General features: G+C 57.6%; 22 protein-coding genes and 1 pseudogene. 5 read left to right on the plus strand and 18 right to left on the minus strand.

Annotated elements, in window-relative coordinates; all coding sequences use genetic code 11:
* Positions 1-170: 170 nt before the first annotated feature.
* From AC6R19_RS01540 to AC6R19_RS01595, 12 genes and pseudogenes are all read right to left on the minus strand, one after another.
* On the minus strand, positions 171-812 hold the full coding sequence (locus tag AC6R19_RS01540; protein ID WP_500577717.1) for an acyltransferase: 642 nt from the start codon (positions 810-812) through the stop codon (positions 171-173).
* Complete coding sequence (locus AC6R19_RS01545) at positions 791-1,765, minus strand: glycosyltransferase (RefSeq protein WP_500577718.1); 975 nt, start codon at positions 1,763-1,765, stop codon at positions 791-793. Before AC6R19_RS01545 ends, AC6R19_RS01540 begins: the two co-directional genes overlap by 22 nt.
* A complete protein-coding gene (locus AC6R19_RS01550) occupies positions 1,762-3,081 on the minus strand; it encodes a polysaccharide biosynthesis protein (RefSeq protein WP_500577719.1) in 1,320 nt (439 codons plus the stop codon). The genes AC6R19_RS01545 and AC6R19_RS01550 overlap by 4 nt, the downstream gene beginning before the upstream one ends.
* 125 nt (positions 3,082-3,206) lie before the next feature.
* Complete coding sequence (locus AC6R19_RS01555; RefSeq protein WP_500577720.1) at positions 3,207-4,106, minus strand: NAD-dependent epimerase/dehydratase family protein; 900 nt, start codon at positions 4,104-4,106, stop codon at positions 3,207-3,209.
* Between the two features lie 159 nt (positions 4,107-4,265).
* Positions 4,266-5,579, minus strand: coding sequence for a lipopolysaccharide biosynthesis protein RfbH (gene rfbH / locus AC6R19_RS01560; RefSeq protein WP_500577721.1), 1,314 nt, complete (start codon positions 5,577-5,579; stop codon positions 4,266-4,268).
* Positions 5,580-5,597: 18 nt separating this feature from the next.
* Positions 5,598-6,734: a CDP-glucose 4,6-dehydratase gene (rfbG, locus tag AC6R19_RS01565; RefSeq protein WP_500577722.1), complete on the minus strand. Its 1,137-nt coding sequence runs from the start codon at positions 6,732-6,734 to the stop codon at positions 5,598-5,600.
* A 2-nt stretch (positions 6,735-6,736) separates the two neighbouring features.
* On the minus strand, positions 6,737-7,510 hold the full coding sequence (gene rfbF / locus AC6R19_RS01570; RefSeq protein WP_500577723.1) for a glucose-1-phosphate cytidylyltransferase: 774 nt from the start codon (positions 7,508-7,510) through the stop codon (positions 6,737-6,739).
* Positions 7,511-7,522: 12 nt separating this feature from the next.
* Entirely contained in the window at positions 7,523-8,269 is a 747-nt protein-coding gene (locus AC6R19_RS01575) for an NAD(P)H-flavin reductase (RefSeq protein ID WP_500578021.1), read from the minus strand.
* 27 nt (positions 8,270-8,296) lie between these two features.
* Positions 8,297-8,512 (minus strand): annotated as a pseudogene (locus AC6R19_RS01580) (2Fe-2S iron-sulfur cluster-binding protein); the annotation flags it as partial.
* A gap of 274 nt (positions 8,513-8,786) precedes the next feature.
* Positions 8,787-9,320 (minus strand): transcription/translation regulatory transformer protein RfaH, encoded by a 534-nt coding sequence (gene rfaH, locus AC6R19_RS01585; RefSeq protein WP_500577724.1) that lies wholly within the window; start codon positions 9,318-9,320, stop codon positions 8,787-8,789.
* 27 nt (positions 9,321-9,347) lie between these two features.
* A complete protein-coding gene (locus tag AC6R19_RS01590) occupies positions 9,348-10,868 on the minus strand; it encodes a mannose-1-phosphate guanylyltransferase/mannose-6-phosphate isomerase (RefSeq protein WP_500577725.1) in 1,521 nt (506 codons plus the stop codon).
* Positions 10,869-10,960: 92 nt separating this feature from the next.
* Entirely contained in the window at positions 10,961-12,487 is a 1,527-nt protein-coding gene (locus tag AC6R19_RS01595) for an MBL fold metallo-hydrolase RNA specificity domain-containing protein (protein ID WP_500577726.1), read from the minus strand.
* Between the two features lie 173 nt (positions 12,488-12,660).
* Between AC6R19_RS01595 and AC6R19_RS01600 the strand changes: the two genes are divergently transcribed.
* From AC6R19_RS01600 to AC6R19_RS01620, 5 genes are all read left to right on the plus strand, one after another.
* The gene (locus tag AC6R19_RS01600; protein WP_500577727.1) at positions 12,661-12,882 is read left to right on the plus strand and encodes a hypothetical protein; all 222 of its coding nucleotides are present in this window, start codon (positions 12,661-12,663) and stop codon (positions 12,880-12,882) included.
* A 772-nt stretch (positions 12,883-13,654) separates the two neighbouring features.
* On the plus strand, positions 13,655-14,206 hold the full coding sequence (locus AC6R19_RS01605) for a transglutaminase-like cysteine peptidase (RefSeq protein ID WP_500577728.1): 552 nt from the start codon (positions 13,655-13,657) through the stop codon (positions 14,204-14,206).
* 220 nt (positions 14,207-14,426) lie between these two features.
* Positions 14,427-15,590 carry a LapD/MoxY N-terminal periplasmic domain-containing protein gene (locus AC6R19_RS01610; protein ID WP_500577729.1) on the plus strand — a complete coding sequence of 388 codons (1,164 nt, stop codon included), beginning with the start codon at positions 14,427-14,429 and terminating at the stop codon, positions 15,588-15,590.
* A gap of 185 nt (positions 15,591-15,775) precedes the next feature.
* On the plus strand, positions 15,776-16,267 hold the full coding sequence (locus AC6R19_RS01615; protein ID WP_500577730.1) for a hypothetical protein: 492 nt from the start codon (positions 15,776-15,778) through the stop codon (positions 16,265-16,267).
* Between the two features lie 232 nt (positions 16,268-16,499).
* Entirely contained in the window at positions 16,500-17,888 is a 1,389-nt protein-coding gene (locus tag AC6R19_RS01620) for an O-antigen ligase family protein (RefSeq protein WP_500577731.1), read from the plus strand.
* A 136-nt stretch (positions 17,889-18,024) separates the two neighbouring features.
* Here AC6R19_RS01620 and AC6R19_RS01625 read toward each other — a convergent pair whose 3' ends face one another.
* The 6 genes from AC6R19_RS01625 to AC6R19_RS01650 all read right to left on the minus strand — a co-directional run bounded on the left by AC6R19_RS01625 (position 18,025) and on the right by AC6R19_RS01650 (position 26,218).
* Positions 18,025-19,260: a capsule polysaccharide biogenesis protein gene (locus AC6R19_RS01625; RefSeq protein ID WP_500577732.1), complete on the minus strand. Its 1,236-nt coding sequence runs from the start codon at positions 19,258-19,260 to the stop codon at positions 18,025-18,027.
* A 267-nt stretch (positions 19,261-19,527) separates the two neighbouring features.
* On the minus strand, positions 19,528-20,559 hold the full coding sequence (locus AC6R19_RS01630) for a phytanoyl-CoA dioxygenase family protein (protein WP_500577733.1): 1,032 nt from the start codon (positions 20,557-20,559) through the stop codon (positions 19,528-19,530).
* A 142-nt stretch (positions 20,560-20,701) separates the two neighbouring features.
* Positions 20,702-22,735, minus strand: coding sequence for a capsule polysaccharide biogenesis protein (locus tag AC6R19_RS01635; protein WP_500577734.1), 2,034 nt, complete (start codon positions 22,733-22,735; stop codon positions 20,702-20,704).
* Positions 22,726-23,643, minus strand: coding sequence for a glycosyltransferase family protein (locus AC6R19_RS01640; protein WP_500577735.1), 918 nt, complete (start codon positions 23,641-23,643; stop codon positions 22,726-22,728). Before AC6R19_RS01640 ends, AC6R19_RS01635 begins: the two co-directional genes overlap by 10 nt.
* A gap of 305 nt (positions 23,644-23,948) precedes the next feature.
* Positions 23,949-24,287: a hypothetical protein gene (locus AC6R19_RS01645; RefSeq protein WP_500577736.1), complete on the minus strand. Its 339-nt coding sequence runs from the start codon at positions 24,285-24,287 to the stop codon at positions 23,949-23,951.
* Between the two features lie 197 nt (positions 24,288-24,484).
* Entirely contained in the window at positions 24,485-26,218 is a 1,734-nt protein-coding gene (locus AC6R19_RS01650) for an SLC13 family permease (protein WP_500577737.1), read from the minus strand.
* Between the last annotated feature and the right edge of the window lie 339 nt (positions 26,219-26,557).

Genomic DNA, 26,557 nt, shown 5'->3' on the forward strand with positions numbered 1-26,557 from the left:
GTGAGCCTGGAGTTGCTGTTCGAGATCTTTGTTGTCCATTGTTCTGCTCATGGTATCCTCCGGTGCAGAGTACGGGGGCATGAGCAGTTACACAATTTAATTTACAGTCTCGGCAAATCGAGCAGTGTGGTACACAAAAGATATTTTTAGTAATTCTATATATATAGACCTTATTCGATCTTGCTTACTACTCGCGCGGGAACTCCCGCGGCAATTACTCCTTCAGGAATATCACCAGTGACCACTGATCTTGCTGCAATAACACTGCCTTTTCCAATCCGGACACCTTTTAGAATCATTACTTGTGCACCCAACCAAACATCGTCCTCAATTATCACCGCGGCGCTTATAATTCCGGTGTTCCCATTACTCCTCAGATTAGAATCTAAGCAATGAAAGTCATTGTCGTAAATTGAGCACCCACCTCCAATCAACACCCTTTTCCCGATCACTACCGATTCGCATGCATAAATTACTGATGCGGATACTCCAGACTCATCCCCTATCTCCAGCCGAGCACCTGGCTTTCCCGCAATCAATACCAACTTACTTCCTCCACTTACAGGGTTTTCTTTAACGCCCCCAGAAAGTCGGACGCCTTCCCCAAAGATAATCTCCGCTTTTGGGTTACGCCAGAAAAAACACCATCCGCGAACTCGTACACCCTTGCCTGCCCCCACCCCACACAGTATCATCAGTCCACGACAGATTTCTCCCTGTATACGGGATACTGCCCTCCGCAGCAGCTTTACCATCCCCAAGGCTGCCACGGATATGGTATTCCTCAGCCTCACGATGACAGCCTTGCCCACGCATGGCGAAATATCGCCTTCGGCAGAATAGAAACTAAAGACAATAACGCGACTGCTCTGAAGTTTGCAGATACAAGTGCCCGCTTAAACAGAAAAAACCTTGCTTCTTCTGCCTCCTGGATTTTTACCTCTCCCGACCTATGCCTAACATACCAGATAGCCCAACCATTCATGTACTTACGCCGCATTTCCTTGACAGTCTCTCTATCTATGCGAATCTCCCTCTCCATAAAGGCGAGCACTTCTTCCATTGATCGAATCAAGCTCTTCATTGGAAATCTCCCTTCGTATGCTTGCCGATAGATCTGTATAGGCTCCAACCAGAAACGAATACGCCCATTCCATCCAATAACTCTCGAAAAAAGAAAAACCTGTGTATAGTCGTTGGCAGAATATCTATCACATATATCACACAGCGATTCCCTGTTTTTCAACCCTCTAATCTTGACAACAACAGATGAAAAAAGAATAAAAGGTACTCTCTTGGTTCGCTTAACGAATTCCAGAAGGGTTTCCTCCGCCACACAACCTTCGTTTTTTTTAATTGCAGATAACTTTTCATCCACTCTTTTTATATAAAATGGCAACATGATTCCGTTACAGCTGACAAAATCGTTGTTAGATAAAGCAGCGAGAAACCTTGAAAAAGCTGAACGATCCACTTCATCATCATCAGAAATTATCCACAGCCAATCTCCACGCGCACTGTTAATGCATTGCAAGAGGTTACCGTGAAATCCGATATTGCAAATATTTTTTTGGTAACGCACGGCACTACCAAAAAATACTGAAGCGTTGCGCTCGGCCTCGATGGCTCCAGAGTTGTCACAAATAAGAACTTCAACACCGGGCAGTTTGGATATTGGCAGGAGAATTCTCTGCCCCAATTCTGCAAGCTTGTCGCAGCGGTTATAAGTAGGAACCGCAACTGTAAGCAATATATGCTGACTCATGACCTCCTCCCCATTACTATTTTCAAGCCAGCATGCCCAATTGGAAAGTCATACAGCAGTATACCCAACAGCAATCTAGCTATTAGAATAAGTACCAGTCCAGCCTGTAATCCTGCAAAAAGTGCCCATGTCGTTGCCAGGAAGGTGGCCGCGTAGACAACTGATGTCCACGCAACCCTCGCAGCATATCCTCTTGAAAGTAGAAAGCGGGCGATTATGGAGAATATACACTCATGTAACAAGATAGCTAAAAGCACCCACAACTCTGCGCCATCTAACATGACCTGAGAATCTTTCCATAGGAAGAGAATCTCAGGCCCTATGATCGAAGCCGCCAACAAGCCGATGGTAAGTACAGGAACTGCACGAGCCAGCACTGCTTTCAACTCCTTCCATGCCTCAGGCGTAGAAGCCGCAGATGCCCAGCGAGGGAAGGAGGAATACGCCCAAATACTGACGAAGGAGAGGACCAAATTGAACATCTGCATCACCACACCATAAGCGGCCACAACCCCTGAAGGCTTATACGCCGCAAGCAATAGTATAAAAAAGCTTGTCAACAGATGGAACGCCAATACACCAACGAAAACCTGCCCGGTTTCCCGCATATAGCGCACAACTACACTACACATAAAACTACGTCGAAATCTTGTTAGCCAATAACCTTTTAAACTCTTGTTTAGGAGTTGCAAGTTCAATCCCAAGCCAACAAAAGAAGATATACATATAGCGGAAACGGGTATCCACATCCCAGCGTATGGAATGAACATCCATAGACCGACAAACACGGCAAGGTTGACAACCATAGAGCAGGCTTCGTTACGTTGTGCGCGCGCCACCCCTTCCAGCCCACTTAGTGCGCCCCCAAGAACGGCGGCCAATAGGCCAATCACATTCGCCGTGACGAACATGCACCACAACCATACCATTTTGTTGTCAACTGCTACTCCCGGATAGGATTGTAGCCACCAAGATCCTAATGAAATAGCAATGATTCCGATGGCTATTGCGAGCAAAAGATAAAGCCGTAAAACTGCTATGAGGAAGTAACGCGTTGCTCGTAACGACTTGGCACTATGAGAGGCAACCTGGCGAGTAATTGCTGTTTTCCCGCCGCCCTCGATTAAACTCGACACGCCAAAGAGGGCGACAAACATATACCAAAGCGCCAACTCTGTTGGATCCAGCAGCCTGACCAGCAGGCCGAAGGTTGTTATCCGCACCCCTATTCTTGTACTTTGATTGACCAGAGACCACAGGTCGTGGCGGTCTCGGATGAATATATAAGCTAGCGATTTCCCGTGCGCGTGGGTCATTACACTTGCTCTACCTTAAAGCACCATTTAATTCGTCTCCCAAAGTCCAATGGGGGAGCAGCAGGGTGTATTGAATATCCCGTATAGAATTCCATCACCTATCGCTCCACGCCTTCCCATTTCGTTCACTGATCGCCGAGCAGAACACCACAGAGCCCCTCTTTAATGTCGATGCGCGGTTCCCAACCTGGCAGTTCCGTACCACACCAGGGCTGCATCACTTCCCGCTCCCGGTAGGGTCGCACTCCCCATTCGATTGGCAGTACCTTTCCTAGTATCTGCTCGACTTTTTTTACCAGTTCACGCAGGGAAAGAGGGTTACCAGATGAAACAGCATAATTCTCGGAAGCTTTCACCTCACCCTCATACAGGCGATCGGCAGCAAGAATAAAGGCCCGAGCCACATCATCCACATGCACCAGATCCATCATCTGCTCACCTGGGCTCATGGCCAGAGGCTGGTTTTCTTCAGCAACGCGCCGCAGCAGGTTGATAAGCTTCGGTCGCGGGTCATTAGGGCCGTAGGTATCATAGAGCTTAAGAGTAATAACTCTTAGATGACGCGCAGCCACGTAGTATTGCAATAGGACTTCGAATGCCTGTTTAGTCGCGGCATAGAGGTTAACCGGGTTGTAGCCTTCGCTTTGATAGTGCTGCCAGAATGTGCCAGTATTAACCAAGCTCCGTACGCCGGTTTTCGTCATTGCTTCTATCAGCTGTGTAGCGAACAGCACATTGCTTTGGATCAATCTCTCGATATCGCGTGGCTGGTGCTCCGTGAGCACAAGTGATGCCAAATGAAAAACCACATTTGGGTTTACTTCGGACAGGATTCTTAGCATGGATTCGGTAGTACCCTGATGCTCGTGCAAACATATTGTCGGTTCTTTATCAACGAGCACCGAAGTATCTGACGGAGGCCTTACGATTGCATGTACCTCCCAGCCATTGTTGCATAAATGGTGCACCAAGTTCTGGCCGATGAATCCTGTTGCACCAGTAGTAAGCGCGCGCCGCACATTCATAATTTATATCCGCTTGATAGCTGAGAACCAAACTTGAAATGTGCTTTTAGCCTCAGCCACTTCTTGAAATCATCAGGAATAAAACTGGTCCGCATTTTCTACCATTTTAAAACTCGGCCTCAATGCACTTCATGTTCTATCCTTCGTTAACAGGAAATATCAGAAGTTCAGCCCAAAGAATTCTTCGAACTTCTCCCCAACAAAATCAAAGTGGCTCTGCCCCAGCGCCGGATAAATCCCCAACCAGAAGGCCTGCTTCATGGTACGGTCGGTCTCGGTCAGCTCCCCCACCACCCGGTACTCGACACTCTGGAAATAGGGCTGGCGGGTGAGATTGCCGGCAAACAGAAGCCGGGTACCGATCTTGTTCTGGTCGAGAAATTTCAGCAGATCCACCCGCTGCACGCCGCTGCTCTCCCTCAGTGTGACCGGAAAACCGAACCAGGAAGGGTCGCTGTTTGGGGTGGCTTGCGCGATCTCGATAAACTCCTCGAGGCCCGCCAAGCGCTCCTTGAGTAGCTGGAAGTTGTGCTTACGGACGTCGATAAACACCTGGGCGCGCTCGAGCTGGGCCAGGCCGCAAGCCGCCTGCATGTCGGAGATCTTCAGGTTGTAACCGAGGTGGGCGTAGACGTACTTGTGGTCGTACCCCTGTGGCAAAGTGCCGAATTGCTGGCCGAAACGGTTGCCGCAAGTATTGTCGCAGCCCGGCGCGCAGTAGCAATCGCGCCCCCAGTCGCGGAAGGATTCTGCGATGGTCTTAAGCTGGGGGTTGTCGGTGAAAACAGCCCCACCCTCGCCCATGGTGATATGGTGGGCGGGGTAGAAGCTCAGGGTGCCGATATCCCCGAAAGTACCCACCAGACGGCCACTGTAGACGGCGCCCAGGGCATCGCAGCAGTCCTCCACCAGCCAGAGGCCATGTTTTTCACACAGAGCCTTGACCTTGGCGAGGTTAAAGGGGTTCCCCAGGGTGTGGGCCAGCATGATTGCCTTGGTCTTGGAGGTTATGGCCGCCTCTATCAGCTCGGCGTCGACATTGTGGGTATACGGGTCCACATCGACGAACACTGGCACGGCCCCGAACTGGACGATGGGATTGACGGTGGTGGGAAAGCCCGCCGCCACGCCAATCACCTCGTCACCTTTTCGGATCGCCCGGTCGCCCAGTTTGGGGGAGGTCAGGGTGTTGAACGCGACGAGGTTGGCCGAGGAACCTGAATTGACAGTGATCAGGTGCTTGACGCCCATGAACTCCGCCAGCCTGGTCTCGAACTCGGCATTGAATCGCCCGGCGGTCAGCCAGCCGTCCAGGGAGGCCTCCACCATCAACTGTAGTTCTTGTGCGCCGATTACCTTCCCCGAGGGGGGCACCGCGCTCTCGCCCGGTACGAAGGGTTTCGACGCCAACGTGGCTTCGGCGTACCGTTCAACAAGCTGGCTGATTTCTTGACGAAGTTGTTCGGGGGTCATTCTATTTCCTGCAGTTGATTAGCTTTCTTCGAGCGCGATTGCGGCGTTATCCTCGGGAGCGTTCAACCCGCATCTTTCATCGCCGCTGACATAGCTTGCAATTTCATCAAGGCAGCTCTGACGCGTATCCCGGCCCCCCAACCACGCCCGATGCCAGGCGATAATACGCTCCAGCGTCGTGCCGAGATCCCAGGTCGGGGACCAGTGCAGGCGGGACCGAGCCTTGGATATATCGAGCTTCAGGTAGCGGGCCTCGTGGGGCTGGGGGTTGGTGTCCAGCTCCCAACTCGCCTCCCCACCCCAGGTTTTCGCCATTCGATTGAGGATCCACTCCACCGGTTTGGCGTCCTCATCGCGGGGGCCGAAGTTCCAGCCCTCGGCAAAGGCTTTCCCCTTCTCAAAGAGTTTTTCGGCAAGCACAAGGTAGCCGCTGAGCGGCTCCAGCACATGCTGCCAGGGGCGGATGGCCAAGGGGTTGCGGATGATCACCGGCTCGCCTTTCTCGAATGCCCGGAGGATGTCGGGGATTAGCCGGTCATCGGCCCAGTCACCGCCGCCAATCACGTTTCCGGCGCGGGCCGAGGCCAGTGCGGCGCTTTCCGGGTAGTGGAAAAAGGAGTTGCGGTAGGCGGTGGTGACCAACTCCGCACAACCTTTGCTGTTACTGTAGGGGTCGTGCCCGCCCATGGGCTCGTTCTCCCGGTAGCCCCACGCCCACTCCCGGTTCTCGTAACACTTGTCGGTGGTGACGTTGACGATGGCGCGCAGGTTGGAACACTGGCGAGCTGCTTCCAGTACATGCACCGTGCCCATCACGTTGGTGGCGTAGGTCTCAACGGGCTCGCGGTAGGAGTGCCGCACCAACGGCTGGGCGGCCATATGGATCAGGATATCGGGATCGAAGTCGATCAGGCTGGTCGCTATCGCCTCCCGATCGCGAATATCTCCGATCTCCGATACCATTTCCTCGCCCACCCGCGATTCATAAAACAGCGTCGGCGTGGTGGGCGGTTCCAGAGCAAAGCCCTTTACCTCGGCCCCCAGGTACTGCAACCAGAGCGACAGCCAGCTGCCCTTGAAGCCGGTGTGGCCGGTGAGGAAGACCCGCTTGTCCCGCCAGAACACCGGGCTGACCTGTGCGACCTGTGTTTGCATGGTCATTCCCATGTCTTCCAGGGGGCTTTGCCGCTGTCCCAGAGTTCTTCGAGCAGGATCTTGTCCCGCAGGGTGTCCATGGGCTGCCAGAAGCCGTGATGCTCGTAGGCCATCAACTCACCATCCTCGGCCAGGTTCATCAGCGGCTCCTGCTCCCAGACGCTACTGTCGTCTGAAAGGTACTCAAGCACCTTGGGGGTCAGGACAAAAAAGCCACCGTTGATCAGCGCACCATCACCTTTGGGCTTTTCCTTAAAACGTCTTACTTGCCGATCCTGGATATCCAGGGCCCCAAAACGACCAGGAGGGTAGGTCGCCGTCAGGGTTGCCGCCTTGCCATGGCTGTTATGGAAACGAACTATTGCGGTGATGTCGATATCGCCTACACCATCGCCGTAGGTAAAACAGAAAGACTCATCACAGCGCACATAATCTGCGACACGACGTAGTCGCCCCCCGGTCATGGAATTTTCTCCGGTATCCACCAACGTGACATTCCATGGCTCAGCCCGCCGGTTATGCACTTCCATGTCATTGTCACGCATATTGAAGGTGACATCAGACATATGCAGGAAATAGTTAGCGAAATACTCTTTAATCACATAGCCTTTGTAGCCACAACAGATGATGAAGTCATTGATACCGTAAGCGGAATACATCTTCATGATGTGCCACAGGATCGGCTTACCTCCGATTTCCACCATCGGCTTTGGACGGGTACCGGTCTCTTCACTGAGGCGAGTTCCCAAACCGCCGGCAAGTATCACAGCTTTCATTGTTCCTCCTGATCAATTTGAGCTTACAAAAGCATCGGAATAGAAGTTTTTTGCAGGGAGTCCTGCAGTGGACAATTCCGTATGCGCGCTCTGAATCATGGTTTCCGAACCACAGGCATAGACTACGGAATCCTCAAGGGAGATACCGTCTTCAAGGGCGGCGTGCTGAATGTAGCCGGTACGGCCCTGCCAGCTTTCGCTCGCGCGGGAGAGCACCGGTGTGAACGTCAAATTCAATGAAGGAAAATTCGGCTGCCAGTAGATATCAGGGGGTATTCTGCCTCCCCAGTACAAGTGAATGCGGTTATGCCTGTGCTGCGCTGAGTTGGCAGTCATCCCTTCAAGTATTGCCTTGATTGGAGCGATACCTGTACCGGTGGCAAGGAATATCAACTGGCTCGGTTGGCTGTTCCGCAAGCAGAAGGTTCCCAGCGGCCCTTCCAGGCGCAACAGGTCATTGGTTTTTGCCTCTTCGAACCAATAATGGCTCATCACGCCCCGGGCCACGCGTCGGATCTGCAGTGTGAGCCTGCCGTCTTCCCGGGGGGCGTTGGCTACTGAATAACTGCGACGGGTTCCATCCTTACCAATTAAGTCCAGATACTGTCCCGGCAGGTATTCGAGCTTGGCAGCAGGCGGTGTACGCAGAGTGACGTGCATCACATCCGTGGCGATCCGCTCAAGGTTGTCTATGCGACACGGCAGCGTTTTTGTTTCGAGAGCCCCCAGCTTGCCGAGGTCTTCGATATCCAGCGACAAGTCGGTCTCGGCTGTGCGGCAGCAGGTCAATATATAGCCCTGCTCCACTTCTTGCTTTGACAGGGCCTGTTCGGGCCTCAGGGGTGTTGAATGACCCGAAGCCACTCGTGCCTTGCATACTCCACAGCGCCCGGTGCGACAGCTGTGTTCCAAGGCCAGCCCACTCTGTCGCGCAGCCTGGAGCAGTGTCTTCTCACCCGAGCAATTGAATATCGTCTTATTAGAGAGCGTTACTCGTGGCATAAACAGAGGAAATACCTCATATGCTTTGTTATCACTTACAGATAGCACCTTTCACGCAGCGCCAGCAAACATCCCGCATGTAGTCTGCTTTCAGACACGCTACCGCCCGAAGGTTGTTCGGGCAATCCTCAATACCCGGCAGCCTATCCTTTCCATGCAGGCTGCAAGCCTTATTAAACGGTTGGCAATTCTGTACCGGGACGATAATCCGCTACGGGTTGACCGGTTGCGAATTTGTACGCCCCAAAACCGCTACTACACAGTTTAAATCTCGTTACCCGTTACTACACGGCTTTAAATCCCTTAGTGGGATACTCAGTGTCTGCTGCTTCTGAAGCATATCCAGCAACACAAAGACTCTTTCTTCACCATCATAGGACTGAAATATGACTTCCAGCTCCCTGAACGGACCCGATATGACTTGTAAACTGTCACCCGGCCTAAGCACCTGGTCAGGTTGGCCCTCAGTGCGTTCATGCTGCCTCAGGTTATCTATGACAGCATTCGGAACCGTTGCGGGAACGCCATTAAAACTGACAAGCCGAACAACTCCCCGCGTCGATCGAATGCTGGCGCAGCTATCGTTAACCAAATCCAGTGATACAAACACGTAACCCGGGAACAGTGGCTCTGTTGACATTGCTCGCCTACCACGTCGTATGCGCTCCATCTTTATGGTGGGAGAAAAGCAGGTATACCCCTGTCGATCGAGGTTCTCTCTGGCGCGATCTTCCTGACGGGACTTGCATTGCAGAAGATACCAGGCAGCCCCCTCCCTTGACTCCACTTTCGCTTCAGTTTCACTCATTACCTGTCAACCCGCAGTTACAGAGGTTTATGTGCCTGCATCGGCGATAGGGTCGGAATCGCTCGCAGCAGCTCCACTCCAATCCCTATCCCTGCCGTAGGTGTCTTCGAAGCGTACGATGTCATCTTCACCCAGATAGCCGCCGGACTGCACCTCTATCAACTCCAACGGAATAGCCCCCGGATTTTCCAGCCGGTGCTTGGAGCCCAGCGGAATGTAGGTGGACTCATTTTCGGAGACCAGTATTTGCCGGTCCCCATTGGTGACCCTGGCCGTGCCCTTCACCACAATCCAGTGCTCGGCGCGGTGGTGGTGCATTTGCAGGGACAGCTTCTGGCCCGGGTTGACGACAATGCGCTTGACCTGGAATCGATCGCCGCTGTCGATGGAATCGTAGTAGCCCCAGGGGCGGTAGACCTTGCGGTGCAGCTGGGCTTCACTGCGTCCCTCTTCGTTTAATTGGCTGACGATGGCCTTGACATCCTGCACCCGGTCCTTGTGGGCCACCATAACGGCATCGTCGGTCTGAATGACTATTGCATCTTCCATCCCCACCAGGGCTATCAGTTTGCCATTGGTTTCCACGAAGCAGTTCCTGGATTCATGGGCGATGACGTCGCCGTTAAAGACGTTGCCCTGTTCGTCCTTGGCCGAGACATCCCACAGGGCGGACCATGCGCCTACATCGGACCAGCCGGCGGCCATGGGCACCACCACGGCGGCGGAAGAGCCCTCAGCGTCAGTGCATGAAGAGCCCTCAGCATTAGTGCACAAAGGTTCCATCACCGCATAGTCGATGGAGTCTGCCGGGCAGGCGGAGAAGGCTTCGCGGTGGATGCGGGTGAAGTCCAGATCGGTTTCGGCGAGCTCCAGGGCGGTACGGCAGGCTTTGAGTATGGCCGGGTTGCGGTTCGCCAGTTCCATCACATAGCGGCTGGCCCTGAACATGAACATGCCGCTGTTCCAGTAGTAATCACCGCTATCCAGGTAGTTCTCGGCGGTTTGTTGGTCGGGCTTTTCCACGAACTGGGCCACCAGGCGAGTGGGGTGGTCCCCGTCCAGTGCCTCGCCAGCCTTGATGTAGCCGTAGCCGGTTTCGGGGCAGCTGGGCACGATGCCGAAGGTGACCAGCCTGCCCCGATCCGCGTGGACGCTGCCGGCGGCGACGGCTTGGTGAAAGGCGTTGACGTCCCGGATGATGTGGTCGGCGGGCAGCACCAGGAGCACAGGGTCGTCGTGTTCGGGGTTGTCCAGGGCTTTTAACGCGGCCAGGGCGATGGCCGGGGCAGTGTTGCGGCCCACGGGCTCCAGCAGGATGTCCGACGGGGCGCGGTCGATGGCGCGCAGTTGCTCGGCCACCATGAAGCGGTGCTCCTCGTTGCAGACCACCATGGGGTCGGACAGGTCCGGCATGCCGTCCAGGCGGGCCAGGGTGTCCTGGAGCATGGTTAGGTCGCTGGCCAGCGGCAGGAACTGCTTGGGATAGAGGCTGCGGGACAGGGGCCAGAGGCGCGAGCCGGTTCCGCCGGAGAGGATAACTGGGATCACTTTTTTTGCTCCTTCGGTTCTCTATTTTCAGGTGTCAGTTGTCCATCTTCATTTTTCAGTTCCAGATTTCAGGCTTTAGTTGCGGTGTATTTTTAATAAAATAGTCCGGTGCGAACATTTTTCGGAATTTCTACATGTTGTGTAAGACCTTCATCTAAAAGCTTTTTCTTCAGTGTTTTCTTGGCGTGATCGTCGCCGTGGACATTGCGCACCACTTTTGGGTAACGACGCATACGGCGCACAAAGTCGAGCAGGTCTTCCTGGTCCGCGTGGGCAGAATAGCCGCTGATAGTGTCCACGCCGGCGCGGATGGTGTAGCGATGGCCGCCGAGTTCCACGTATCCGTTGCGGGGGCCGTATTTCTGGATCGCGCGGCCGGCGGTGCCCCTGGCCTGATAGCCGACGAAGACAATGTTGTGGCGCGGATCTTCAAGCATCGCCTTCAGGTAGTTCACCACCCTACCACCGCTGCACATGCCACTGGCGGCGATGACGATGGCCGGTTGCCCGGTCTGCGTCAGGCGGTTAACCATCATCTGATGAGTTGCGTGGTCGTCTACTGTGATCAGCTGGTCGAAGCTCAATGGGTGGCGTCCCTGCCGGATTATGGCCTGGGCTTCTTCATCCCAGTATTTTTCGAGACGGCGGTAGACTTCCGTAAAGCGGCTGGCAAGGGGTGAATCTACGATTACCGGAAGGTTGTGCCAAGGGCTGTTTTGCGGAGCTGGAGCTCCGCATTCCCGGGTTATGATATTTTCCAGCTCGTAGAGTAACTCTTGTGTGCGGCCAATGCTAAAGGCTGGTATCAGCACGCTGCCGCCATCTTTCAAAGCACGCTCTATCGCTTTTCGCAGGGTTTCTGCGCGCTCAACGCGGTTATCGTGGATGCGGTCGCCGTAGGTGCTTTCTATGACCAGTTCGTCACAGCCTTCGGATGGCGTGGGACCATATAAAAGAGGCGTGTTGGGGGCGCCCAAGTCGCCGGAAAATATTGTCCGGCGTTTCTGCTCACCGGCTTTCAGGTCACACTCAACATAGGCGGATCCGAGGATATGGCCGGCCCGCTGCAGGCGGATATTCAAGGCATTGTCATTGTCATCGATTACCAGCTTCCACTGGTTGTACGGCAGTGGACGCATCTGGGCCTTGATGTAATCCAGGAATTTTTCGATCAGCGCTTTATCCCGGGTGACACCGATCTTAAGGGCATCTTCCAGTACAAGCGGCAGAAGTTCTGCGGTGGGTTCACTGCAATAAATAGGGCCGCGGAAGCCGGCAGAAATCAGGTAGGGAATGCGGCCCACGTGGTCGATATGGACATGGGTGGCTACCAGGGCTTTTACGGTGCTGATAGGGAACTCGATTTCCAGTTGATCGTGTTTGCTGCCCCCGGGTGAGGTTTCCGCGCCCTGAAACAGGCCGCAGTCGATCAAAATGGATTTTTTTTCATCCAGGAATAGCTGGTGGCAGGAGCCGGTGACGCCGTCGATTGCACCGTGGTGAGTGATTTGACCGAAGTGAGTTCCCGCCCGGAAGGACAGAGTTTTACCTACGAGGTCTTTAGCGGAGGGGGCTTGCCGGCAACTCGGGGCTTTGGTAGGGGTGCTTTGCTCTGTCATGACTTTGACTTTTTCGCCTGCAGGGCAGGCTCCCACATTTAGTTTGGTTTTCGGTCTGGCTTGCCCGTCTGTGAGGAGGCTCCTAGTGTTGTTCTGGATCCCAGCCTTCGCCGGAATGACGAAGGGAGCCGGGATAAAGAAATGAGCAGCCGGGTGACAGGCTGGAGTAACGGTTGGGCCGCTTCAGTTACTTTTGGTTTGTGAATGCCCAGAAAAACCTCGAGATCTCTGCCGATTTTTTCGTGGTGCAGGCCATACTCTGGATGAAGATGGCCTTGGTGGCGGACAGCATGCGCGTTCCCAGCCCGGCCAAGGGAATTACCGCTTTTTTAATGCAGGTCATGATTCCGCTCCCTTCGATTCCAAACATTGCCAGCAATACAAGGTTGCTCTGAGACTCTCGTGAAGGAACTGGCTCATTGTGACTGAGCCTATAAATGACGCAGTGGGTAAGAGAAAGGAGATTGGCGGGAGCCTGTGCGGGAACTGTTGCCCATCGGCAGAGAAAACGGACATCATGGTTGGACATCCAATACACTTCTGCTTAGTGCTTCAACAGAAGCACTCCCTGAATCCGGCCTTCCTTAACCTGTAATTCATCCTTCATTTTTTTGGCGCCGCTATTCCTGTCGGTTGGAATTATTTTTCAGTCACTGAACTTATGTGGCACGGTCTCAACTGTAGCAAAACCTCATTGCATTTCAACATAAAAAGAGTCTTGCCTTCTGGTTTTTATCGATAATTTAGATTTTCATGCCAATTGCATTTTTCCACTTACTTGGATCTAGAAGCCAATTTTGTAGTTTTTGGCGGCAAGCCATATATCGGATCGATCACCTACCGGCGCAGGCCATTGCTTTGAATGTGTAAATTCTGAACAATTTGGCATGCAATACATTTATCTACATCCACCTCCTCCGTTGAGCAGCCACACTTTTATCAGGCAAGCGTTTCTCTTCGGCTATGCCGACGCCCAACTTGTTGCATTTTTAACTGGTGGCGCCTTTTATGTACTGGCTTTGGCGGGGCAGGCTGCTTCGGTACCCGACATTGGCAGCCGGCCATATACCAACTATTTTATTTCTGCTGTTTGTTGGAGGTATTCTGCTGTCCAGCCGCGCGCTACCGGCAGCTTCGCCGTTGCTACCGCCATCCCTACTGGAACGAATGACCGAGCGCTATGGTGAAGGGGCGCGGGAACGCCTGCTGGAGTGGCAGACACTTCTGCGGAGCGAGCGCGGCGCGAGTGATTGGCGCCAGCTGTTGCGCGTAAATCGTTTTCTCAACGAGGTACCTTTTTCGGAGGATAGCGAGCAATGGGGTAAAGTGGACTACTGGGCGACGCCTGTGGAATTCCTGGCCGCCAACGGGGGGGACTGCGAGGACTTTGCAATCGCGAAACTGTTCAGCTTACAGGCCATAGGGTTTCCCGTGAACAAGTTACGGTTGATGTACGTGAAAGCACTGGAGTTGGATCAGCCACACATGGTGCTTCTCTATATAGAGGAAGAAGGCAGCGCGCCGCTGGTTCTCGACAACCTGACCGATGAGATTGTGCCGGCGCAGAATCGCACTGATCTTGAGCCAGTGTACAGTTTTAATGCTGTAGGACTGTGGTTGAACCGGCCAGAGTACCCGGATCGGAAGGTACGGAATCACAGCGGATCCCTGTTGTGGAATGATTTAGTGGAGCGGATCAGGCGTGAAGGATTTCATTGACCCGAGAGTTATTCTCCTGAGAGCGGGTTCACTTACTTAGGGTGCCGCACTTCATCATCGTTCCGGAGCAGGCCGGAGTCCAGGCTCTTCGAAGCCAGCACTGGATACCGGACTGCGCCGGCATGACGAGTTTTTGGTTTTCCGGCACGACGAATATTTTTGTTTGGAGATAGTGATCGGCACGATGCGTGAAAGGGGATTCGAGAAAAGGTAATTGGTTTTGGTATCGTTTGGAGGATTGATAACCAGGGTGTTGCTGGCGTTGTTTTTTGTGCTGGGCGGCAGTCTTTGGCTGGCGGTTGATACCACACGGGATTACTTGTACCACCAGTTGAATGCCTATGCGCAGGACAGTGCCAACAGTCTGGCCATGGCATTGCAGCCGCATATTGCCAACTGGGACTTGTTGGCGGCGGACACCATGATCATGGCCCTGGCACAGGGGGGCTATTACTCCGGGATCGAGTTGCGTGATTCCCGTGGCAACCTGCTGGCCGGGCATCACCTGGACAGTGTGCAATCGCAGGTTCCGGATGCATTCGTCTCCCTTCTTTCACTGCATCCTCCTGCGGCCACTGCCGCCATCAATAGGGGCTGGGAGCAGGTAGCCAGTGTTGCCGTCAGAGCGCATCCCGAACTGGCCTACCAGCAACTTTGGCGGCTGACCCTCGGGATTCTAGGGCTGGGGCTGGCGGGGGCCGCGCTTGCGGCGGCGTTGGCCTTGCGTTGGTCGAGACGCACACAGCAGCTGCTTGCGGCGCAGCTGCAATCGCTCAATAACGAGATAGGCGCCTTGCGCCGGGAGGTGCTGCAGGATGTGCGAACCGGGCTCGGCAACCGCAGGGCGTTTGAACGACAGCTACAGCGAATTCTGGAAGCGGTCAATGACGCTTCCACTGCCAGTGAGAAGCACCTGCTGTTGGTCCATCTATCCAGCCTCACGGATGTGACCAGCTCGCTCGGCCGCTGGGCTGCAGACGACTATGTCGAATCGGCCATCGCACTGCTGCTCCGCCGTTTGGGTGAGCGCTTGCCAGAGGCGGATATCGCGGCCAACACAATTGAAACCAGTAGCTGCTGTCTATTTCGCGCCGGCGATGGCGAACTCGCCCTGATAGGCAATTTTGGCGGCAGGGATCCGGTGTGCGCACTGGCCCAAGACCTGTGCGATGGATTTTCGGCACAGACGACGGGGTTGCATCCGCACGGCTTCGGGAGTATTGGCATAGTGCCAATTGAGGCGTCTCAGACTGTACAAGGCCTTTTGGCCAGTAGCGACATTGCCCTGCGCCAGGCGGAGCGCACCGGGGTTAACCGGTGGTGCTACCTGCTCAACGGATCCCCTTATCCGCGCGCGGCCACCAAACTGGAGACCAGTGAATAAAGCCGCGGAAATCACTTAAGTTCCACCAAGCTTGCGATGCGGTATCAACTGGATTTTTTTAATTTTTTACTTGAAAAATTGTCGTCATTAATGTCCTGAGGTGTTCCTATTTACTCTCGGGCCACTACAATCGGATATATCTGCAGGGAAGTAACCAATAGCAACTGTACGGAGGCGGAGCCGAGATGAACAAGACGACCATTTTGGGAATCGCATTGAGCGCAAGCATGCTCTGCGGTATTGCGAACGCGACGGTGGAAGGTTTTATCAGGGCCGGTTACTCCATGGAACACGTCATTGCCCACGGCCTGGTGGAGGGCCTGAGTATTGAGGAAACCGTTGTCCAGGCGCTTGCCGTGGCGCCGGAAAAAGCCGACGCGATTATCGCAGCGGCCGTTGCCGCGAAACCGGATAAGGCACAGGCGATTGTTGACACCGCGGCTGCCGCAGGCTTCAACCCCGAACAGGTGGTTGCCGCTGCCATTGCCGGCGGCGCCGACCCCAGCAGCATTTCCCCGCCAACTGCCGCCGGCTCCGCACTGGCATCCGCTGCATTGCCCGGCGCACTGGCATCCTCGGCATTGCCCGGCGCAGTGCCCCCACTGCCCCCCTTTCCCCCTATCCCCCCGTTTCTCTGCGATATCGTACCCGTAGAGTGCGGCCCCTCTCCAAACTAAGGCGTGCGCGCGTCAAAAAAGGCCCTTGCGGGCCTTTTTTTGTATCCGGGAATCTTGCGTAGGGTGCACCGTGCGCCGCGGATACCTTCCGAGGCGGCAGCACTGCTCTGCTGGTTCGCACGGCGCACCCTGAGGGCTGGCTCCCAAAGGGTAATTGTCATTTAATGGGCAAGATGTGTCGCGCAATGATAAAGAACATTCAAGATTTCAACTGACGAATCAGCTACCGACCATGCCCGAACCCGGCTATCGTATCGAGCGCCTTGAGCGCGGACTCTTCTATGCACTGCTCGCGCTGCTGTTCTGGCTGCCAATTCCCCTCGGCTCCCACCGCCCCTGGGCCTGGGCGCTGCTCGAAGTCTGGTCTTTTGTCCTGATGGGCGGCTGGCTGGTAGTCAACACTTACTCACCGCGACTGCATACGCTGCGCCCCTACCTGCCGCTGTTGTTGCTGTTTGGGCTCTTCCAGGTGTGGGTGGCTGTCCAGCAATTGCCGCTGCCGATCGGCTGGCTGCAGGGGATTGCCCCGGACACGGCGGCGCACTTTCTCGGCGCGAATCCAGGGGCATCCAGCGGTACCCTGTCCCTGGATCCCAGCCGAACCCATGTCGGGCTGCTGAAAGGCCTGAGCTACTGGAGCCTGCTGTTCCTGGTGCTGGCGCTGGTGAACTCCCGCCAGCGACTAAAGACGCTGGCACTGGTGGCGGTACTGACCGGTACCTTCCAGGCGTTTTACGGCGTGCTGCTGGCATTGTCCGGCTCCGAGACCACCTGGGTACTCGGCTTCCCCAACGGTCCCATCGCCACTGGCGGCTTCCGCTACAAGAACCACTTCGGCAACTTCCTGGTACTGTGCCTGTGTCTCGGAATCGGACTGCTGATCGCCAGCCTTTCCGGCAGCAACGGTGGCACGCTGAAGGAGAAGCTCAAGCAGGTGCTGGCAATGCTGCTGAATGGCAAGGCGGTGATGCGGCTTTGCCTGGCGATGATGGTGATCGGCTTGGTGATGTCCCACTCCCGCATGGCCAATACCGCCTTCTTCGCCAGCCTGTCCATTACCGGCCTGATGGGCCTGCTGCTGATCCGCAAGAAAAGTCGCAGCCTGACGGTGCTGCTGGTGAGCCTGCTGGTGATTGACTTGATGATCGTGGGCAGCTGGTTCGGTCTAGACCGACTCAAAGACAAGCTGGAGAATACCAGTTTCACCAAGGAGACGCGGGACGAGGTGAACCGGTACGGCATGGCGCTGATAGAGCAGCACCCGTTGACGGGTACCGGCGGCGGCAGTTTCTACTCGTCCTTTCCCAGCGTGAAAGGGCCTGGCATCGAGGCTTTCTACGACCTGGCCCACAACGACTATTTACAGTTCGCGATCGAGTTCGGCCTGCCGGCCACGCTGATGCTGGGGGTGGCGGTGCTGTGGAGCCTGGCCCAGGCCTTCATCGCCCTGCGCAACCGCCGCAACGGCTTGATGCAGGGCATGGCCTTTGCCGCGGTGATGGCGATTATCGCCGAGCTGATCATGCTGACCACCGACTTTCACCTGCAGGCGCCGGCTACGGCGATCTATTTTATGCTGTGCCTGGCGGTGGCCTGGCAGGCCAGGTTTATGAAGACCTAGTCTAGTCGTCCGGGCTACGCGCTGCGTCAAGCAGATTGCCGGCGCCCCACGTTGGGGTTCGCCACACTCCCCCAACCCACGCCCAAGTTAAGCCGTTTCTTCTTGTGGAATCAGCGCGGGGTGTAGGCGTTCCGGCCTATGCGGTCCGGGACGCCACAGCCCCGGCAGCCTGTACGGGCAGGTCCAGGGTCTGCGCCAACCTGAGGCAGCTCGCCTCTACCGTTGGCCCGATGCACTTGTAGAAACAGCCGTCCAGTTGGGTGTGCTCGTAGAGATAAGTGCGGAAACGGCGAAACAGTTCCCTGTCCACTGCTGTCGGCTCACGCCAGAAGTCCGCCAGATCCCCCTGATAGGTCAGGCCGGGCATATCGTAGAGCGCCCGCCCCAGGACCGCGGTCGGTACCTTGTGCAGCAGCGCGGAAATACCCACGGTGCTGTTGATGGTGACCACCCCTTTGGCACAATCGAGCAGCGTGGGCAGGTGCAGGTCGTGACAGTAGATCACCCGGCCGGCAACGCCCCGCTGCGCCGCGAGTATCCCGATCAGGTCGCCATAGTGACAGAAGCCCCTGTCCATCGGGTGGTGCTTGATCACCAACAGTTCCCCGGCGGCCGCATTGGCGGCAAAGGAGCTGATCACCAGGTCGATGGAGTGCTCTACCGAGAGCAGGTCCGCGTGCTCGCGGATCTGGAAGTCATCGGCGGTCTGCAGCGGGAACAGGAAAAAGCCTCCCTGGTGATCTTTCACCAGGCGGTCCAGGATCTTTCGCTGCGTGATTTTATAAAGGCCCTTGCGATAAAAGCTAATCAGCCAGCATAACCCCTCCCTTTTCCAGTCGCGCGGCCGGTGATGCCGGTAATGGGGAAAACGGGACCTGGCCAGGCGGGCCATAACGTAGTAGAGGCTGGCAAAGCGGGCGCGCTGCCAGAAAGTCCGCCCGACGTGCAGACTTGGCTCGCGCCCCTGCGGCCGGTAACGGTCGATTGCGGCCCGGGACCAGTCGGTGCCTGAAAAAGCATTGACGCCCCCCCACTCCAGCGTCACGAAGTCCGGCCGCAGGTAGCCCTCCTCGAAGACCCCGAAGGCGATACCCAGGTCATCGCAAACCTGCCGCGCCTGGCGGTGATAGAAACGGCAGTCGCCGTACACGAATACCGCATCGATACTGTGTTGCGTGAGATAAGCGCGGAGAAACACCGGCCAGTCGTCCGGCCGCCCGGTGTAGTCGACCAGGTGGTCGGCCCAGGCGTAGAAACAGTCTCCGCCGTTGAAGTTGATCTTGTGGGTTATTGCACCCGCGCGGGAAAGCCGCCTGGCCAGGCTGGCGAAGAAAGGCCCGAGAGGCCCCTGCAGGAACAATACCGAAGACATTCAATCCCCCCACCCCCCTGGCCGCGCCGCTGCCCGGCGACGCCCCAGAAGTGCGGTCAATACCGCTTTGTTTTATATGAACTATTGCAAGAGTGGCATTTCACTGCTAGTCCCTGCGGTTGAATCTCCCTGGCTCTCCCCAAATCCGCCCAACTGTGACAGGGCGAAAGGGGCAAAGTGTACCGATTCCAGTCGTCCCTGTCGCGCGCTTGTCATGGTATTTCCTGCGGCTGCGTCACAAAGTTGCAAAAGTCGTTCCCGGGCGGACTAGCGGCTGAAGCGCCCAGCGAAGTTGCGCTGCTCGCCGCTGGCCAGCTTTCCCCGATCCAGGCGCTCGAGCACCCTGCTCCACACCCATTCGAACACCCGCGCCGTCGACCTCGGCCATAGAGTGAACAGCGGATTGAACGGGTTGTCCCGCGCCTGCATCCACACTGTCATGCGATGGGACCTGGCCAGCGCCTCGCCGCGGCGGTGGAATCCATAGACATTGCCGATCAACAGGGTATTGGCGGGCACGCAGAACTTGCGGGGCGCAAAGCCCATTTCCTCCAGTTCCCCCTCGGAGACCCGAAAGGAGCCATCCCAGTAGCGACCCGGCGCCCGCGCCGCATCTTTCTTGCAGGCCTCCAGGCTCTGCCGGTATTCCCATTTCAGGCGCCGCCAGGTGAGGCGATGGGAGCCGGGCACATAGATATAGGGGCCGTTGTTGTCGTCCACCGGATCGATATAGAGCCAGCCCTTCACACAGGGGTGGAAGGTGTCCGCGTGCATATCCCGCTGGGGGTCCGGGCGCGGGGTGACATTGGCGTGGTTGCACAGGTTTTCGATATAGAAAAGCGGCGGGCGGTTCTTGGAGGAACAGAAACGCACCAGGCGATCCAGTCGAGGGTCATTCGCCAATGACTGCAGCTCCGGCAAACGGTCGCGAACTTGATGCGTCATAAAGGTGCGCTGTGTCAGCGTTGTGCCCTCCACGAACTCGCGCACATCGCCTTCATAGTTTTCCAGTTCGCGTGCCAAGCGTGCGAACTGCTCTTCCGGCAGAAAGTTTTCCTTCAGAATAAAGCCGTTCTTCAGGAAGTCGCGCCGGTCCGCGGCGGGTACCAGCGGCGCCAGCAGCAGCAGACGGAAGCGGAACAGCAGCTGCGCCAGTACCACTCGAAAAACGTGAAGGCCGCACAGGTTCAGCCAGTAGTTGCCGATAATCGGGTTGTTCCTGAAGCTCTTGCCCCAGGAAAACAGTTCCAGCAGCCACTGGGGCCATTTCCAAAGCACTCGGATAAACCGCTTCGCCATTTCCATCACTCAGTAATTGATAACCTTATCGGCAGGCGCAACCGGAACTGTAGGAGCGGCCGGTGGCCGCGATCGAGATTTCCGAGTACCCGGACACTGATCGCGGCCATCGGCGGACGGCCGCCCGCCGCTCCTACGGAGATCACTTTTTCAGAAAGCGGTTGCGGAACAGCCGGTAAAGCCTGGTCGCCAGCCCGGTCCTCCGCCGCCTGTCGCGCGCATCGGCCAGCAGCTGCACCGCCGTTTCCACATTCACATGGTCGCCGCTGTGCGGATCCGTATAGAGCGGATACAGAATCAGCGCACCCGCGACCAGTTGGTCCAGGCTCAACCGCCGCGTGCGACGCCGACAGGTCAGGCGGTCTTTCGTCAGCCCCCAGCCCGCGTAAAACGGCAGGCCGTAAGTCACCACCTTCACATCGCGAAGCAGCGCCTCGAAGCCGGACAGGGAACAGAGGGTGTGCACTTCGTCCACCCTACCCAACAAATCGGCGATGGAAACATCCGTCACTACTGCATCACACCAGCGGGCCGAACTCCCCTCCCCGACGGCGCCAAAGCGCCCTCCCCCGACCACATCCGGGTGCGGCTTGTAAACGATAAAGGCATCGGGTTTTGAGTGCCGCACCTCTCGCAACAGCTCGAGATTGGTCTTGAACCTTGGCGAGCCCGTGGCGATGGACGCATCCGTTTCCACTTGCCCCGGCACCAGGATCACCTTCCTGCCCTCGGGTGGATCGAACGGCAGCGGGGTTTCCGATGCGCCGACATTGTATTTGCTCAGCCGCAGCGCCACCAGGCGTTCGCGCAGCTGGCGCGCCCGCGCGAGCAGTTCCTCATCGAAGTGAGTTTCGCCGAGGATTTTTTCAAGATCGCTGGGACAGCTGGCATCGTAGTAGATACCCCGCCTGTCCAGTACCAGCGACAGGGGCATCACCAGGTCCATCCCCAGGCCCACGGAGCGCAGGAAGCCGTCCTCCATATGCCACAAATCCAGCCCGGCGCGCTGGCAGGCCCCGGCGAAATCCGCTTTCAGGCCACTGGCCCAGACCGCGACCCGGCTGCCCGCGGCAACGCCGCACAGCCGCTCCGGCTTCCGCGCGACAAAATGCACCACTGCTGACTGCCCGAGAAAGGCCGGCACGAAGCGGCGCTTCCAGAGGGAGAAGCCGGCCCCGATCCAGTCGCCGCGAAACTGTTCCCGTCGGCGCTTCTGCTCGCCGATCAGGTAAATGGTGTCCTCCAGCTCACAGCGATGGCCAGTGTAGGGATTGATATAGCGGCAGTAGCGCAGATAGGCGGCCGCGAACAGCTGCTCCAGGGAGCGCCGCGCGGATCTCCGCTCACAGGTCACCCGGTCCCGGGTCAGCCCCCATCCTGCATAGAAAGGCAGGCCGAAGCAGTGCACCTTTTTTCCGGCCATCAGCGCCTCGAAGCCCAACTGGCTGGTGACCACATAGACTTCGTCCACCGCCTCCAGCAGCGCCCAGGGGGAAATATCCTCGGCGAGAATACGGCAGCCCGATTCCCGCGCCTTTTCCAGCAGATAGCCGCGCTTCTTGCCCGCAATCACATCCGGGTGCACCTTGACGCAGACCTCCGCATCCGGGTGCTCGCGCAGTGCGGACTCCAGCATCTCGACAAAGCGCTGTTCGTCGGCACAACCGAAAAGCACCGAGGCATCGCCAAAGGTCTGGTCCACCACCAGCACCCGCGGGCGCGAGTCCGGCCAACTGACCGGCTTGTCCGGCGCGTGGTTGTATTTGGATAAGCGGTATTTGCGCAGCAGCGCCATACAGCGGTCCGCGCGCGCGAGCTCGGTCCCCTCGAAGGGCGCCTCGGCAATCAGGGACTCCAGGTCGCTGGGGCGGGTGGCGTCATAGTAGATTCCCGAGAAGTCCACCGCCAGACTGTGCAGCGGCGAGCCCGTCACGCCCAGGCCGAGGGAGCGCAGGAAGCCGTCCTCTATGGCGATAAAAGGCAGGCCCCGCGATGCCGCCAGCCGGCGCGCCCTATCCGCCGTGGGTTTCAGGCCCCAACCGGCGATATGGGTAATCTCCCTGCCGGGCGCGCGAAAGAAAAACCGGCACCGGGCCTCCAGTAGCGCGTCCAGATGCTGGATACGGCGGATGCCCGGCGCGCAGTAACCGATCACCCGATCTCCGGTTACAGGCATGCGCGGGCACCTTCCAGCAGGCGGTCGCGCAGGGCTTCATCCGAGGCCAGACGCAGAATCCCATCCACCCAGGCCTGCCGGTCCATCGGCAACAGCAGGCCGTTCTCTTCGTGTTCGACGATGCCGCCGTAAACGGGGCCCTGTGCGTAGACGCCCACGGCACCGGCAGCGGTGATATCGAAAAACTTGGTGTGGGAGCGGGCGCGATTGAAGCGGCTATCCACTAGCGGCGCCAGGCCGATGGTGCGGCCGGGGCGGCGGATCAGCGCCCTGTAGGTGGGCCATTTCATCGGCTGCAGCACATGCACCCGCGGCAGGCCCTTGAACAGGCGATTTACAGAAGCATTGCCGATCACCTCGAAGGCCAGCTGTTCGTTGCGCTCCAGCACCTCCGCGATCACCGGGTGCAACCAGCGCAGATCAGCGCCGTGGGAAGCGGAGCCGTGGTAGAAAAGCGTCAGCACCGACGACTGCTCATGCGCAGCCAGCGGTCGGGGCGGTAGCAGTTGCGGCTGCCAGTCGGCGTATTTCTGTTGCAGATAGGGCGTGGAAACCAGCAGCCGCGCGCCGATGGATTTCAGCCATTTGCGATGGGACCAGCTGAGGCGCAGTATCTTCGCCTGGTAGCGCGGCGGCATGGTCGCGAAGGCGCGCCAGTCGAACAGGTCGTCGTCCATAAAGAGATAAACGGCGGCGACCCTGTCCCGATACCGCTCCACCAGGACCTTCCAGTTAGCCGGCAAATAGCGCACGAAGACCAGGACGGCACCGACCAGCTGCTCAGCCGGCGGTATATCCGAAAAGGAACAGCGCACGGCGTCGGCACCCTGTTTCCGCAGAAAAGGAAGCACGAAGTAATCGGTGGAAGGGTTTTCGCCCTCTTCTACAACAAAACACCGTTCACTCACTACCAAAGCAGCTTCCCCCGGGGCTTTATTACTCAATTGCAATTACTGGCCCGCCTGTTTGCGAAGTTTGCCGATATCGCGGCTGTCTGCGCCCTCTTCCTTGGCATAAGCCAGAAGTTGGTCGCAATCGACTTCGCGGTGACGGGCCACCCAAACGGCCTGGTCCCAGGACTGGCGGTCGTTCCAGTGCAAATACTGACGGCGCCGCCACCAGATAAGGTGGCTTTTATACCTGCTGCCTCAAGGGCCTGGCTGACCAATGCGGCCAGCTCTACCGCTGAAGTGCTCTCTTTGATCGTCATGGGCTATAGGGCCTTACCGGTACGGCGCGGCCTCTGGCGCTGCCGAAAGTATTGTTGGGTTACGTCGTCGGGCATGCGCTCCAACTCGGCCTCGAGAAAGCTGCGCAAGTTCTTCACTGTTGCACTGCGCGGGTTCCAGGTGAACACCCTCGCCCGACCTACCACTCGGCTTACCAGTATTCCCTCGGCTTCCAGGCGCTTCAGTTGCCGCTGGATGGCCATGTGGGATACACCAAATGTGTCTGCGATCCGGCGGGCGTGGCCCTCGCCATAGTTCTGCAGGAATAGCAGAGTCTGTGCAGCGGATCTGCTGCCGAACAGGGCTTCTAGTGCAGGGTTCATGGGGAGACTCCATGGCCACAAGTTGTGCCCATATTGCCACAACTTGTGGCCATATGGATACAGTGGTAGTCCAGCTTGGCGATCCTGCCCCATAGCCAACTATAAGCACGCATCAAACGGCACCAGCCCCGCTGCCGGCTCCCCCCCAGCAAATCAACCGAGCGCCTCGCCCTTATGGAGAGCCGGCATACGCACACTCAACCGTAAAAAGGAAACACCACCGGCAACAACACCAGCACCGTCACCGAATAGGCCACCGTCAGCGGCAACCCCGCGCGCACAAAATCCCGCAGGTGGTAGCCCCCCAGGTTCTGCACCATCAGGTTGGTCTGGTAGCCGAAGGGGGTCAGGAAGCTGGCGCTGGCCCCGTAGGCCACCGCCATCACGAAGGGCACCCAGCTGACGCCGAAACTCTCCGCCAGGCTCCAGGCCAGGGGGAAGGCCAGGGCCGCGGCGGCGTTGTTGGTCATCAGCTCGGTCAGCGCCAGGGTCAGCAGGAAGATGCCCACCAGCCCGGCCAGGGGCCCCCAGCCCTGCAACAGATTGCGCAACCCGCCGGCCAGCGCATCCGCCAGGCCGCTGCCGGCAAAGGCCTCCGCCAGCACCAGGGCGCTGGCGATAATCAGCCAGATCTGGAACGGGAAACGGCGCTGCAGCTCGGTGGTGGAAACGATACCGAGGCCGATCATGCCGCCGAGCAGTACCACCAGCCCCTTCAGCAGCGGGAACCAGCCGAGCGCCGCACCGGCCACCACCGCCACGAACCCCAGTGCCAGCAGCCAGTTGTCGCGCCGGGACAGGTCGCGCCGCACCTCGGTGCCGCTGATCACATAGAAATTCTTGTCGATATTCAGGTGGTGCCTGAAGTCCGGCCCCACCGCCAGCAGCAGCGCATCCCCGGCCCGCAGTTCTATCTCCCCCAGCTTGCCCGACAGCCGCTCACCGCCGCGACGCATGGCCACCACCGCGGCATCGAAGCGGGTGCGGAAATTACAGCTCTTCAGGGACTGGCCGAGGATGCTGGAGCTGGGGGTAATCACCACCTCGGTGAGGTTCAGCTCCAGCTTCTTGTCCTCCAACGCAAACAGGCGCAGGCCCTCGATATCCTGCAGGCGCCCAAGGTCGCGCACGTCGCCGCTGAAAATCAGCTTGTCCCCGCAGCGGATCACCTCCGACGGCGCCACCGGGCTGATCACCTGGCCGCCGCGTACTATCTCGATCAGGTAGAGGGTCTCCAACTGGCGCAGGCGGTTCTGCTCGACGGTCTTGCCATCCAGGGGCGAATCCGCCACCACCTCCGCCTCCAGCAGGTACTCGGTCACCGGCTCCTCCGCCCCCCGCCCCTCCGGCAGCAGCCGGTTGCACAGCAGCACCACCACCAGCCCCACCAGGGCCGCGGCCAGCCCCACCGGCAGGAAGGCGAAGAACTCCAGCCCGGGCACCCCGCGATCCAGCACAAAGCTGTTCACGATCAGGTTGGTGGAAGTGCCGATCAGGGTCAGGGTGCCGCCGAGAATGGCCGCATAGGACAGCGGCAGCAGCAGCTTGGCGGCCGGAAAGCGCCGCTGCCCCTTGACGCTGGACGCCAGGGCGGCAACTACCGCGGTGTTGTTCAGGAAGGCCGAACTCAGCGCCGTGGCGGCGGTGAGCCGCAGCAGGCTGGCCTTCAGGGAACCGTTGATCAGCCCCTCCGAAATCGCCCGCAGCCAGCGCGCCTTCTCCAGTCCCACCGACACCAGCAGCAGGACGATCAAGGTCACCAGCCCCGGGTTGGCCCCCTTCTGCAGCACCGACTCCGCCGGCACCAGCCCGGTCAGGAAGCAGGCCCCGGCGGCCGAGGCGAAGACCAGGGACGGGCGGAAACGGGTGAGGATCAGGGACCCGATGACCAGGGCGAAGATACCGGCAACAAATAATTGGGAAAGAGTCATAGGGTCGGGGCGCCGCTCTGGTCACGGAAGCAGGTGTTTGTTTTTTATGCACGCCTGGGGCGAGGGCAAATTATGCCAAATCTTATGCGGCTGCGCCGCCCCACCCTGATCGGGCAAGGGAGGCTATACCCAACATCGCCAGGTACGGTCAGTGCACCAACCGGGAGCAGGACATCGCTGCCGACCCACTTTTTGGCCTCTTCATGGGGATAGCAATAGCCCGCGACATCCAATTGGCATATCGCGGGCGAGAAAATATCGGAAGAACAGGCGGCATCCTATCTCATGGCGATACCGCCTGAATGAGCGTTGCCGCTAGAAAGCTGAAAATCATTCTGG

The sequence above is a fragment of the Microbulbifer sp. SE14 genome (genome assembly GCF_059834885.1).

Coding starts and splice junctions, on each gene's coding strand:
- AC6R19_RS01545 (WP_500577718.1), bottom strand. CDS start 1,765: ATGAGTCAGCATATATTGCTTACAGTTGCGGTTCCTACTTATAACCGC.
- AC6R19_RS01550 (WP_500577719.1), bottom strand. CDS start 3,081: ATGACCCACGCGCACGGGAAATCGCTAGCTTATATATTCATCCGAGAC.
- AC6R19_RS01555 (WP_500577720.1), bottom strand. CDS start 4,106: ATGAATGTGCGGCGCGCGCTTACTACTGGTGCAACAGGATTCATCGGC.
- rfbH (WP_500577721.1), bottom strand. CDS start 5,579: ATGACCCCCGAACAACTTCGTCAAGAAATCAGCCAGCTTGTTGAACGG.
- rfbG (WP_500577722.1), bottom strand. CDS start 6,734: ATGCAAACACAGGTCGCACAGGTCAGCCCGGTGTTCTGGCGGGACAAG.
- rfbF (WP_500577723.1), bottom strand. CDS start 7,510: ATGAAAGCTGTGATACTTGCCGGCGGTTTGGGAACTCGCCTCAGTGAA.
- rfaH (WP_500577724.1), bottom strand. CDS start 9,320: ATGAGTGAAACTGAAGCGAAAGTGGAGTCAAGGGAGGGGGCTGCCTGG.
- AC6R19_RS01595 (WP_500577726.1), bottom strand. CDS start 12,487: ATGACAGAGCAAAGCACCCCTACCAAAGCCCCGAGTTGCCGGCAAGCC.
- AC6R19_RS01605 (WP_500577728.1), top strand. CDS start 13,655: ATGACCGAGCGCTATGGTGAAGGGGCGCGGGAACGCCTGCTGGAGTGG.
- AC6R19_RS01615 (WP_500577730.1), top strand. CDS start 15,776: ATGAACAAGACGACCATTTTGGGAATCGCATTGAGCGCAAGCATGCTC.
- AC6R19_RS01620 (WP_500577731.1), top strand. CDS start 16,500: ATGCCCGAACCCGGCTATCGTATCGAGCGCCTTGAGCGCGGACTCTTC.
- AC6R19_RS01625 (WP_500577732.1), bottom strand. CDS start 19,260: ATGTCTTCGGTATTGTTCCTGCAGGGGCCTCTCGGGCCTTTCTTCGCC.
- AC6R19_RS01630 (WP_500577733.1), bottom strand. CDS start 20,559: ATGGCGAAGCGGTTTATCCGAGTGCTTTGGAAATGGCCCCAGTGGCTG.
- AC6R19_RS01635 (WP_500577734.1), bottom strand. CDS start 22,735: ATGCCTGTAACCGGAGATCGGGTGATCGGTTACTGCGCGCCGGGCATC.
- AC6R19_RS01645 (WP_500577736.1), bottom strand. CDS start 24,287: ATGAACCCTGCACTAGAAGCCCTGTTCGGCAGCAGATCCGCTGCACAG.
- AC6R19_RS01650 (WP_500577737.1), bottom strand. CDS start 26,218: ATGACTCTTTCCCAATTATTTGTTGCCGGTATCTTCGCCCTGGTCATC.